Genomic DNA, 12,143 nt, shown 5'->3' on the forward strand with positions numbered 1-12,143 from the left:
ATATACTAACCACATCAAATGAAAATACTCTGGCTATATTTAAAACCTTACCGGCTGCTGGTATTCGCTGCATTGCTGCTGGCAGGTATTGCACAAATTCTTTCGCTGTACGATCCTATTATTCTTGGCCGCATTATCGACGAGTATACACTCAATCCTGAAAACAGGACAGAAGAAGAATTGATCCGTGGTGTGCTGATATTATTAGGGATTGCTGTTGCCATTGCATTAGCTGCCCGGCTTTTTTTATCACTGAAAGATTATGTGATGCGGTTGGTGGTGCAGAAATTCGGCATGCAGATCTTTAATGATGGATTAAAACAAATGCTCCGGCTACCCTACCAGGATTTTGAAGACCAAAGCAGCGGCGAAATTTTATCGGTACTGCAAAAAGTGCGGAACGATACCGAACGTTTCATCACTTCCTTCATCAATATTTTATTTTCTTCTATTGTAGGTATCGGTTTTCTCATGTGGTATGCATTCACCAAACATTGGGCATTGATCCCTGTTTTTTTAATTGGCGTTGTGTTGCTTGGCGGACTTACCAGTATTCTCAGTCGCTCCATTAAAGTGTTGCAGCGTTCACTCATCCGCCAGAACAGGCAAATGAGCGGCACCATTACCGAAAGCTTACGCAATATCGAATTGGTAAAAAGTTTAGGATTAACCTATCCGGAGATCAGGCGGCTGCGTGTACACACACAGGAAATTTTTGATCTTGAAATGCAGAAAGTAAAAAAAATCCGCTCACTTTCTTTTTTGCAGGGAAGCATTCTCATTTTACTCAAGCAATCGATCCTCTTTATTTTATTGTGGCTCATCTTCCGCAAAGTATTATCACCGGGTGAATTGATATCGATGCAATTTATTTCAGCCGGTATCATCGGGCCGTTGCAGGATCTCGGCAGTATTATTCTTTCCTATCGTGAAGCGGAAGCGTCGTTACAAATATTCAATGAGTTGATGTTGAAAGAAACAGAGTACCGGCCTGAAGAACCGGTTGATGTAGGTGAAATTGAACAGTTGCGTTTCGATAATGTAACCTTTCGCCATCGCAATGCTACCAGCTATGCGCTTGAACAAATTTCATTTGAAGCAACGCTCGGAAATACCATTGCGTTTGTGGGCCCATCCGGTTCCGGTAAATCAACATTGGTAAAATTATTGGTAGGATTATACGCACCTGTAACTGGCGATATATTGTACGACGATGTTTCATCAAAAGACATCCGCTACAACCGCATGCGCAAGCAATTGGGGTTTGTAACACAGGAAACACAATTATTTTCCGGCAGCATTCGTGATAATTTGAAATTTGTGAAACCCGATGCAACCGATGAAGAAATTTATGCAGCATTGGAAAAAGCGTCAGCACTACCCATCATTAACAACACAGAAAAGGGATTGGACACATTGCTTGGAGAAGGCGGCAAAAAATTATCAGGCGGTGAAAAACAACGTTTGTCTATTGCACGTGCTTTGTTACGTCAACCACGGTTATTGATCTTTGATGAAGCTACTTCTGCATTGGATTCAATTACCGAAGAACAGATCACACAAACCGTTCGTGAAATTTCCAGTTTAAAACAACAGATCACCATACTCATTGCTCATCGTCTCTCGACGATCATGCACGCTGATACGATTTATGTATTGGAAAAGGGACGAATTATAGAGCAGGGAAGCCATGATGTATTGGTGAACCGAAAAGGATTGTACTATGCCATGTGGAGGCAGCAGATCGGTGAACGGAAAACAATGGCAGCAGCTGTTACCGAAGAAGCAGATGATAGTGAAGAGGTAGAGTAAAGAACCTATACTTAGCTTTTCTTACACAAAGATCTCAGGTGCATGAATGCGTTGTAGAGATGTTCCAGTTCAGCAGCAGGAATTTTACAGGTAAGCCGTATAAATGCAACCTGTCCATTTGCAGTATAAAAATTCATCCAGGTTAACGGCGCATGTGCTCTCTCTTCACATGCCAGTAATTCAATTCCATTTTTCTTAGTAGAACGATCATTCGGTTCATTCGCCAGCTCAAATAGATTGAACCTTTGATACTGTTCCCGCTTGTTGATAATGCTGATGTTTCCATTTACAGTTGCCTTGATGTAAACTACATTGCCCGGCTCTGCCCACTGTTCCAGCTTTACATTAATACTGTCGATCGCTTTTTTAAACCCGACGTCTTGTGCAGATAGTAAACTGCAATCAGATAGAAGTATAACCAACAAGAGCAGGAAGAATCGTTTCATATTGATACATTTGACCGTACTGATGAGTAGCGTTGAATAACCTTCATTCAAAAGTAGTTTGTTCCAAGCGGCTCACAATACCAACAAAGGAGTATTTTACATTCATTGTTTGGTTGCTATCTTACAGCAGTTACATTTGTTCCCTAAACCATTTCTAACAGTCATCTTTAAACGCTTACCATACACACTCCTTTTCTTATTCCTGTTAGCAGCCCAACTGCTATCGGCACAGGTGTATTTTTTTTCGAATGAAGAGAAGATCAATATCAATGGTTCGTTACTGCGTTTCTACATTGACAGCTCCACGAACCGGACCCAACAACAATTTGAACTGATCAGAGATCAGTTGCGGCCGCTTGGCGAAAACAAAATCAACTTAAGCTATCAGAATGAAATGCTGTGGTTGCAAATACCATTAACGGCTGTACCGGATATAACTGATCTTAAAAACATCATGATCCGTAATCCGCATATCAATTACCTGCAGGCATGGGTGCTGCGTAACGACAGCATCATTCAAAGCTTTGCTGCAACCGGCGATCATCTTCCCTTCAACAGCCGTACACTGTATCATGCAGATTTTGTTTATCCCGTTCCGCTTACTAACCGGGATAAACTATCATTTCTGTTTCTGATCGATAAACGAAATGAACAACTCAACATACCTGTACATTTTGTAACAGAAAATGGATTTACTTCCTATAACCTTCGCAAAAATTTATTAGCCGGTTTAATGACGGGGATGGGATTGTTTCTTTTTCTGTTTAGCTTTTTTCTTTATTACACTATGCGTGAGCGATTGTACGTGTATTACAGTTTGTACATACTCATGGTGTTCTTTTATATTTTCAGTGATTACGGTTACTCGTTCATGTACCTGTTTCCCAATCATCCGTTCCCTGCTGATTTTACAAGGCCCATGGCCATCAGTCTGGCTTCACCGTTGTACATGATGTTTGCGCTCAACTTGCTTTCTGTAAAACAAAAACTTCCCGCCTATTATAAATGGGCCGTGCGTTATTTGATACTGTACATGTCGAGCCTTGTGATCAGTTTATTCCTGATGCCGGATACCGGCGTAATACGGATGGTGTTGGTTTGGCTGATGCAGATCTATCAAAACCTCACCGCTGTTTTCATGCTTATTATTGCTATTGCGGCTGTACGTAAAAAAATTCCGTATGCCGGCTATATTGTAGGTACCAGTATTGTACTCCTGTTGGCATTTTTCATTTTCATGCAGTTTGTGTCGGGTTTCATTCTTGATACCTTTCTTACACGCAACATGATGAATATTGGCTTTACATTAGAGATCAGTATCCTGGCATTTGTACTTACGCTGCGTTTCCGGCAGTACAAAGAACAATCTGAACAATTATTACGTACAACGAATTTGCAGCAAGAGCAGATCTTTAAAAGTATCAGCGATTACCAGGAAAAAGAAATGCAACGCTACAGCAGTATGTTGCACGATTCCGTTGGTGCAAGACTTTCGGCGATCAGGTTCAATCTTGAATCCATCAAAAAAAATACCAGTACTTCTAACGGTCTTGAACAATCGATAACAGACCTGGGTGAGCTGGCTACTGATGTGCGACAGTTTTCACATACGCTTTCGCCGGTGTTGTTACAGAAAAAAGGATTGGTGGCAGCTGTAGAAGAGATCGTAACGGGTATCAATCAAAGCGGACAATTGTATATTCAGTTTGAATCGATCGGTACTTTACAAAAAGTTTCCTTTCGTTATGAGTTGTTGCTCTATAACATTATGCAGGAGTTGATCCAGAATATTATTAAACATGCTGGCGCTACTGAAGTAATAATACAGGTGATATTAGAAAAAGAACTGATCTATCTGTTTGTTGAAGATAACGGACATGGTTTTAATCCATTGTTCATCAAAGAAGGTCTTGGCTTTTCTCAAATCAAACAATTGGTTACATTCGTGCAAGGAACTCTTGCAATCGACTCTCTTGTGGAAAAAGGTTGCAGGATCACGATTGAATTTCCTGTTCTACCAGATGAAGCAAACCATCCGACTCCTTCTCGTTGACGATCATCCTTTTTTTTCGGAAGGGTTGACCAACGCCCTTCGTGCAGATACCTCCTACCAGGTGGTTGCCAGTGTGCAATCGGGTGAAGAGGTGGTAACTGCTGTTCGTACACATGAGCCGGATATGCTGGTACTTGATATTAATCTGCCGGGAAAAAACGGATTGGAATTGTTACCTGAGCTGAAGCAAAAATTTCCTGCACTGAAGATCATGATCCTGAGTATGTATATGCCGGCCGATATACGTTTACAGCCGGAAAAAGAACCGATCGATGCATATGTATTAAAAAATTCGGGAACAGAAATTTTATTGGCTGCGTTGAACAGCATGCGCAACAATGAACGTTTTTTTGATCCCAATATTCAATCTACCAATCATCATGGCTCCGATGATTTCAGCAGAAAGCTGAAGCTAAGCTCACGTGAAATAGAGATACTGCAATTACTGAAGGATGGCTATTCTAACAAAGAGATCTCTCAAAAACTTTTCCTGAGCGAACTAACGGTAAAGACCCACCGAAAAAACATCATGGCAAAGATGGGAGCGAGGAATATTGCTGATTTGTTGAGGAAGTAGTTAATATCTCAACAATTTCTCCATCACCTCACCCAACCTCGCCTTCGCCATAAAATTCTGCTCCAGTTCAATATTAAACGGTATCGGTGTATCCAAACTTGCACAACGCAATACCGGCGCATCCAGCAATTCAAAACAATGCTCTGCAATCCATGCTGCAATTTCGCCGCCAATACCGCCGATCAATGTGTCTTCATGCAATAGCAATACACGACCGGTGCGTTGTACAGCTGCACGAATAGCTGCATAATCCAATGGAGCCAATGAGCGGAGATCAACTATATCAATTGAAATTTCAGGATGCTCCGCTGCATAATCTTCGGCCCAATGCACAGCAGCACCATACGTAATGATGGCTACTTCATCACCACTTCTTACATGCCTTGCTTTACCAATTTCAATTTCATAATATTCTTCGGGCACTTGTCCGCTAACTGCACGATACAATGCTTTGTGTTCAAAATATAAAACCGGATTGGGGTCATTGATAGCAGCGATCAACAAACCCTTCGCATCCATTGGCGTTGATGGATATACTATTTTCAATCCCGGCACTTTCGTAAACCACGCTTCATTGCTTTGGCTATGAAAAGGACCGGCACCAACACCGCCACCTGTGGGCATGCGTATCACCACATCTGCATTTTGTCCCCAACGGTAATGGATCTTTGCCAGGTTGTTAACGATCTGGTTGAAGCCTACTGTTACAAAATCAGCAAACTGCATTTCCATCAATCCCTTATAACCCTCCAGACTTAACCCAAGTGCAGCACCAACAATAGCGCTTTCGCAAATAGGCGTGTTGCGTACACGTTCTTTACCAAACGTCTCAACAAATCCTTCTGTTATTTTAAATGCACCGCCATATTCAGCAATATCCTGTCCCATCAGCACAAGATTAGGATGTTGGGTCATGCTTTGATGAAGGGCTTCTTTGATAGCATCAACGAAACGTTTGTCGTTAGTAGTGAGTTGTGAATGGTGAGTGATATCTGAATGATCGAGATGCTTCACTATTGACTGTCGACCGTTGACTGTTGACTCCGCAAACAAATCATCCAACTCTTCTTCCGTATCTATCTCCATTGGCTTCGCTTGATTCGTCAACAGCAGTTCACTGTCAATTAAGTTTTTAAATTCTGCACGGATCGATGTTACATCGTCTTCAGTTAATACTGCTTCGCTCAACAGATACGTTTCAAAATTTTTTATGGGATCTTTTTCTTCCCATATTTCAAATAGATGCTTGGGTACATATTTTGTTCCGCTTGCTTCTTCATGTCCACGCATGCGGAAGGTCATGCATTCGATCAAATAAGGTTTTTGGTGTTCGATGCAATAATTGCGCACGCCTTTAATGGTGTCAATCACCGAAAGAATATTGTTACCATCTATCTTCACTCCATCCATACCATAACCTCTTGCACGCTCCACCAAGCTTTCGCAACGGTATTGTTCATTTGTAGGTGTACTCAACCCATAGCCATTGTTTTCAATGACGAAGATCACAGGCAGATCCCACACAGCCGCTACATTCAAGGCCTCATGAAAATCACCTTCGCTGGTGCCACCTTCACCTGTAAAAGCAAGTGAAACCTTTTTATCCTTTCTTAATTTATGAGCGAGCGCCACACCATCAGCAATCGCCAACTGCGGACCAAGATGCGAGATCATCCCACACACATGATGTTCTTTGCTGCCAAAATGAAAGCTGCGTTCCCGTCCTTTGCTGTAACCTTCTTTGTTGCCCTGCCATTGCATAAAGAGTTTGTGCAAAGGCATATTCCGTGTGGTGAACACACCCAGATTGCGGTGCAGCGGCATGATCCATTCGTCTTGATCCAGCGCCAATGTAGCTCCAACAGCAATTGCTTCCTGGCCAATTCCACTAAACCATTTGCTAATTTTTCCCTGCCTGAGCAATAAAAGCATCTTTTCTTCGATTAATCTGGGGTACAGCAAGCTTTTATAAATGCCGGCAAGTTCGGTATTGGTAAGGTTTTTGCGTTCGAAGAGCATTTTAAAATTCAATATCTGATGAGGAACAAAGTTCAGGTTTCATCTCCTTTTAAAAAGGAATTTCTTTTGGTGACGATAGCCGTTACTCTTTTTCTGCCATTCACCATACAGGCTCAAGGCAAACCGGCCGATAGCAGCAAAACAAAAACTATTCTGAAAACAGCCGAACTGAAAGTACGGCAGCAGGGCAGCAACTGGCAGTTCCAGTTTCAGCGAACCGAGTTTAGAGCGGCATTGAAAATTATGAATAACAACGGAGCTGTAGTAAAAGCGGTGATGGTGGATGAAGGACTGGAAGCCATCAACGTTTCAATCAGCAATCTGCCCAAAGGCATTTATCAATGTGTGTTGGAAAACCGTACGCAACGGTTTGCAGCAAGAGTAATGGTTCGGTAATTTACTTATTCTCCTTCCCTTCTTCTTTCAACACCATTTTATGAACAATGGAATTGATGATGGATAAGCAGATGCTGAACAGCAATGCATACCAAAATCCATCAACAATAAATCCTTTTACAAAATAGGCATCAAGCAGAATGATACAGGCATTGATCACAAACAGGAACAAGCCTAATGTAAATATGGTGGCAGGTAATGTAAACAATACGAGAATTGGCTTCACCACCGCATCGAGCAACGCCAATACAAACGCCACCGCAATTGCTGTAAAGAAATGATTGATGCTGATACCTGGTAACAGATAAGCTAATACAAAGGCGTTAACAGCAGTGATGAGAACCTTGAGGACAAATTTCATTTCAAATATGTTTAATTATTTTGAACCACAAAGACACGGAGACACAAAGTAAGACAAAGAAAACAACCTAAATAATTCGTCTCAGCGATCTCTGCCACTCTGTGTGAAACTTCTCATACAGCCCATTTCTTACACAACCACCAGCTCATAAAACTTTTCCGGATGCAAATACTTATTCGCCAGCTCCTGTAATTCCTTTGCTGAAATAGTTTTGATGATGTTTACTGATTTATAAAAGTATTGCTCATCCAGCCCATTTAAAATTAAATTCTTCCAACGGCCAATGATATGAAACGGCCCATCGAGATCACCGAGGATAGTACCGATGAGATAATTCTTTACGAGCTGCAGTTCTTCTTCATCCACCAATTCTTCACGCAGGTCTTTCATTTCATTGTAAATCTCAGTAATTGTTGCCTCACTCACATCTCTTCCGGCTTCCGTACTCACCATCCATGCGGTTGTAGAAATATGATTGAGAATATAACTGTGAATGCCATAGGTATAACCTTTGTCTTCACGTATATTACTCATCAACCTTGAACCAAAGAAACCACCAAACAACGTATTCAACACTTGTACAGGTTGAAAATCGGGATGATGACGGTTCGGGAATGGTTGTGCCAACCGGATAGCACCCTGCACACCATTAGGATCATTTGCAATTCTGTATTTCTTTTCTGCAGCAGGTGTCAGCGGATGAAGAATTGTTGGGATTTTTTTTTGATTCAACGGTAATTGTCCAATGGTTTTATTCAACTCCTGTTCAAAATTAGCCGGCAGTAAACCCGCAGCAAAAATGACGCAATGACCTTCGGTATAATATTTTTTATAGTAATCCTGCAATTGTTGCTGTTGCAGTGCATCGTAATGTTCTTTGTTGCTGTACACACCATACGGATGATCTTTCCCGAACACGTATTCGTCGATCAAACGACCTGCAACAAAATCACACTTCTTCAAATTAACCGTTAAGCGCTGCTGCATGTTCTGTTTGTAAATATCCAGTTCATGTTGCGGATACACGGCATCGGTGATCATTTCAGCGATCACCGGTAAATGTGTAGCAAAATGCCGATCAATACAGTGCAATACAATATTGGCAGTTTCATTGTAACAACCACGGCTCAAATGTGAGCCATAGTAATCAAAATGTTCGTTGAGTTGAAAAGCTGTTTTATTTTTTGTACCGTTCTTAATGAGAAAGTTGGTAGCTGCTGCAATATTGTTTTGCTGCTCAAACCAGTTACCGGCCTTGAACACCAATTCAAGGCTCAGCACTTCCTGTGTACCGGCATTTACAGCATACACTTCAACACCATTGTCCAGTATAAATTTATCGTAAGGCTTTAATGTAAGTTCAAATTCTGTCGCATCTTTTATCAAAGGTGCTTTGCTTCTGTTCAATTGTTCTGTTGCGATGTTCATTTTTTAATAATCTATCTTCTTCGTTTATAAAACGGGTTGTTTGTTAAAAGACGGGAGGAATGATGGATTGTAACAATACGTAAAACCCGTGCTCCAAGTTTATAAATAATTCGAAACTTATAAACACTCATTTCCCGTAAAGCCGGGTCTGCAAATTCCTTTACTATTTTACCCCTTTCAGGAAAGTTTTTTAATGAATCAATTTTAGTGATAAACTTTTCATTTAACTTATCGGCATTTTGAAAAGATGTGTCCGAAACATAATCATAGATTTGGCGCATATCTTTTTGCGCCTGCTTGCTTATTTTGATTTTGACCATGACCGCATTTCTTTTTTAAACTGTTCCCAGTCTTTTTCTTTGCCTGCGGCAGTATCATTTAATCCCTTCTCCACTTTATACATCAACAGCAACTCGTTCAACAATTTTTCAGTTGAATACGTTTTCGGAACGGTACTAACCTTTTCCTGTATTTTTTTGACTGTGAGCATATTTTTTTGTTTCCCTGAATTTACAAATTAATTCTTACTCAAATAATACAATGTGTTGCTGTTCGTGTCTGCAAAGATCTTTTTACTCTCTTCCAGCAACTCCTGTGCAGTAATGCTTTGGTAGCGTTCCAGTTCATCGTTCATCAGTTCTGCGTCGCCCAGCAGTTCATAATATGCTAAACTGTTAGCACGACTCATCACGCTCATATCTTCAAATAAAATTGTGCTTTCTGTTTTGTTGATCACTTTCTGTAACTCTTTTTCATCCACCAGTTCGGTCTTCATCTTTTCCACTTCTTCATTCACAGCTTTGTGTGCATCTTCAATGTTGACACCTTTTACCAATTTACCTTCAATGGCTAGCAAACCATTGTCGATACTGCCAAAGTGATAACATTCAATACTGCTGAACAATTTTTTTTCTTTGATCAATGCTTCATACAATCGACTGCTGGCACCACCGCCTAAAATATCGGAGATGAGATCAGTTACATAATATCCCCGCTCTAAACGTGAAGCCATATGCCATGTTTTTACAAATGCATCCAATGGTACGTCGGCTTTTATTTCCAATGTACGGGCTTCTGTTTGTACCGGCTCTTTCGGCAACTGCCGCACATATTTTTCGCCTGCCGGTATAGGACCAAACCATTTCTCTGCCAACTGCATTACATTGTCTGTGTCTACATTTCCCGCTACTACAAGAATAGCATTGGCCGGTGTATAATGTTTAAAGAAAAAATTCTTTACATCCTGCAGTTGTGCTTCTTCGATATGCTTCAGCTCTTTACCGATCGTCATCCATTTATACGGATGATGTTTGTATGCCATCTCCCGCATTTTATTCCACACATCGCCATAAGGTTTGTTTAGATAGTGTTCTTTAAATTCTTCACTCACCACTTTGCGTTGCACATCCAAACTTTTTTCATCAAACGCTAAACTCAACATACGATCACTCTCCAGCCAAAAAGCAGTTTCCAGATTTTCAGCAGGCAGCTGGCAGTAATAATTCGTAAGATCGTTGGTAGTATATGCATTGTTTTCACCACCTGCCAGTTGTAGTGGTTCATCATAATCAGGAATATTGATAGAACCTCCAAACATCAAATGCTCAAATAAATGTGCAAAGCCGGTGCGGTTTTCTTCTTCATCCCGTGCACCTACATCATATAATACATTCACCACAGCCATGGGCGTGGCCATATCCTTGTGTACTAAAACCTTTAATCCATTCTTCAATTCAAACCGTTCAAACTTGATCATATTTCGTAAATCTTATTTCTGATTGTATGTTTTCTGTAAACGCCTTTATTGAAACAGGCGAAGCTGTAAAATTCGGTAAAAAACGAATGGGGAACGTGGCTACTTTAAAATACTGCCTACTTTTAACTCAAACATTTGTGGTACGCTATTCCGGAAAATGAGGATGCGGACTTTCTGTCCCTGGTTTTGCAACAGCAGTTTGTACTGTCCAATGTTATTGCTGAAATTGCTTTCAACACCAAAGATGATATCGCCGGGCATTAATCCTGCTTTTTCGGCAGGTGAGCCTTGTTGTATTTCAGTAATAATGATCTTTCCCTCAATAAAATAATAACTCATGCCTGTATAAGAGTAGTCAAACGGATCACGCATATGCGAGTTAGGTGTAAGGTGAATTGTCCGCTCGGGATAATTCAACACAATATTAAACCTTCGCAACAAATCGCTGCCGAGCAAGCCTTTGATGGACGGATAGCCCAACACATTCATCGAATCGCTGTACACATGAATGGGCACTTTTGAAAATCTGTACGGACCGATCTTCATTCGTTTCATCGTAGTGAGCCGCATGTTGATCTTACCGATCAATCCTTCCACTTGTGTATTCACCGATTTTTTTCGCTTGCTGATGAACACACTGTCCTGCATAAACTGTTCCGACATCAGCACACACAAACCGGCACCGGTGTCAAAGTAAAAGTTGAGCAAATAGCTCCGCTCATCCTGTACATAGTGGTTGGTAATAGGAATGGAAGCGAAGGTGGGTTTTAACGTGGTTCCTTTTTTTGGATATTCATACTTGCCGGGCATGTACACACTCATCAATTGTTTGTCGTAATCAATGCCAACAATGTAACGGCGTAAGAACGAGAAGCCGATAATGCCATCAACACGAAGACCATACACCTCCGTTAATATTTCATAATCGTTGATATGAAAGTCGAGCCGTTCCACATCCAGCCCGGGAAAGTGAAGCGTTCCATTCTTATAATAGTTGATGTTCTTGATGCCGCCGATCCCACGAACGGTACGGTCGCTGGGTTCCAGCGGAAGCTTATAATACAACGCCGTTAAAGTGTCGAGTGAAATACCTCCGCTACCCGTATCCAGGATAAAGTTGAGCGTATCAGGAAAATCGTTGAGCGTAGCATGGAGTATAATAATGCCACCGGTCAACTGCTCAAACTTAAAGCTGGTAAGCAGTTTTGCAGGGGGAAACTCATCGTTCTGAGCCGACAAACGGAAACAGAGCAACAGCAGGCATATCGTTTTGGTCAACTTCACTTCTCAATATT

General features: G+C 41.2%; 12 protein-coding genes. 4 read left to right on the forward strand and 8 right to left on the reverse strand.

From position 1 onward, the window contains the following. Positions 1-18 precede the first annotated feature (18 nt). The gene (locus tag WG989_RS05120) at positions 19-1,812 is read left to right on the forward strand and encodes an ABC transporter ATP-binding protein (RefSeq protein ID WP_340427804.1); all 1,794 of its coding nucleotides are present in this window, start codon (positions 19-21) and stop codon (positions 1,810-1,812) included. 11 nt (positions 1,813-1,823) lie between these two features. Here the strand turns inward: WG989_RS05120 and WG989_RS05125 are convergent, their stop codons facing one another. Continuing rightward, complete coding sequence (locus WG989_RS05125; RefSeq protein WP_340427806.1) at positions 1,824-2,258, reverse strand: hypothetical protein; 435 nt, start codon at positions 2,256-2,258, stop codon at positions 1,824-1,826. A gap of 109 nt (positions 2,259-2,367) precedes the next feature. On the opposite strand from WG989_RS05125, the gene WG989_RS05130 reads away from it, so the two are divergent. Continuing rightward, on the forward strand, positions 2,368-4,311 hold the full coding sequence (locus tag WG989_RS05130) for a sensor histidine kinase (RefSeq protein ID WP_340427807.1): 1,944 nt from the start codon (positions 2,368-2,370) through the stop codon (positions 4,309-4,311). Further along, positions 4,280-4,888 (forward strand): response regulator, encoded by a 609-nt coding sequence (locus WG989_RS05135; protein WP_340427809.1) that lies wholly within the window; start codon positions 4,280-4,282, stop codon positions 4,886-4,888. Before WG989_RS05130 ends, WG989_RS05135 begins: the two co-directional genes overlap by 32 nt. Here the strand turns inward: WG989_RS05135 and WG989_RS05140 are convergent, their stop codons facing one another. Next, positions 4,889-6,907 (reverse strand): alpha-ketoacid dehydrogenase subunit alpha/beta, encoded by a 2,019-nt coding sequence (locus WG989_RS05140; protein ID WP_340427811.1) that lies wholly within the window; start codon positions 6,905-6,907, stop codon positions 4,889-4,891. Positions 6,908-6,925: 18 nt separating this feature from the next. Between WG989_RS05140 and WG989_RS05145 the strand changes: the two genes are divergently transcribed. Continuing rightward, positions 6,926-7,303 carry a T9SS type A sorting domain-containing protein gene (locus WG989_RS05145; protein ID WP_340427812.1) on the forward strand — a complete coding sequence of 126 codons (378 nt, stop codon included), beginning with the start codon at positions 6,926-6,928 and terminating at the stop codon, positions 7,301-7,303. A 1-nt stretch (position 7,304) separates the two neighbouring features. On the opposite strand, the gene WG989_RS05150 is transcribed toward WG989_RS05145, so the two are convergent. The 6 genes from WG989_RS05150 to WG989_RS05175 form a co-directional block, all read right to left on the reverse strand. Beyond that, complete coding sequence (locus WG989_RS05150) at positions 7,305-7,664, reverse strand: phage holin family protein (protein WP_182802888.1); 360 nt, start codon at positions 7,662-7,664, stop codon at positions 7,305-7,307. Positions 7,665-7,793: 129 nt separating this feature from the next. Continuing rightward, entirely contained in the window at positions 7,794-9,092 is a 1,299-nt protein-coding gene (locus WG989_RS05155; RefSeq protein ID WP_340427815.1) for a M16 family metallopeptidase, read from the reverse strand. Positions 9,093-9,103: 11 nt separating this feature from the next. Beyond that, complete coding sequence (locus tag WG989_RS05160) at positions 9,104-9,412, reverse strand: type II toxin-antitoxin system RelE/ParE family toxin (protein ID WP_340427816.1); 309 nt, start codon at positions 9,410-9,412, stop codon at positions 9,104-9,106. Beyond that, a complete protein-coding gene (locus WG989_RS05165) occupies positions 9,394-9,582 on the reverse strand; it encodes a hypothetical protein (protein ID WP_340427817.1) in 189 nt (62 codons plus the stop codon). The genes WG989_RS05160 and WG989_RS05165 overlap by 19 nt, the downstream gene beginning before the upstream one ends. Positions 9,583-9,609: 27 nt before the next feature. Continuing rightward, positions 9,610-10,848 carry a M16 family metallopeptidase gene (locus WG989_RS05170; RefSeq protein WP_340427819.1) on the reverse strand — a complete coding sequence of 413 codons (1,239 nt, stop codon included), beginning with the start codon at positions 10,846-10,848 and terminating at the stop codon, positions 9,610-9,612. Between the two features lie 99 nt (positions 10,849-10,947). Next, a complete protein-coding gene (locus tag WG989_RS05175) occupies positions 10,948-12,132 on the reverse strand; it encodes an aspartyl protease family protein (RefSeq protein ID WP_340427821.1) in 1,185 nt (394 codons plus the stop codon). Positions 12,133-12,143 lie beyond the last annotated feature (11 nt).

Origin of the sequence: Lacibacter sp. H407 (assembly GCF_037892605.1) — a bacterium.
Taxonomy (GTDB): Bacteria; Bacteroidota; Bacteroidia; order Chitinophagales; family Chitinophagaceae; genus Lacibacter.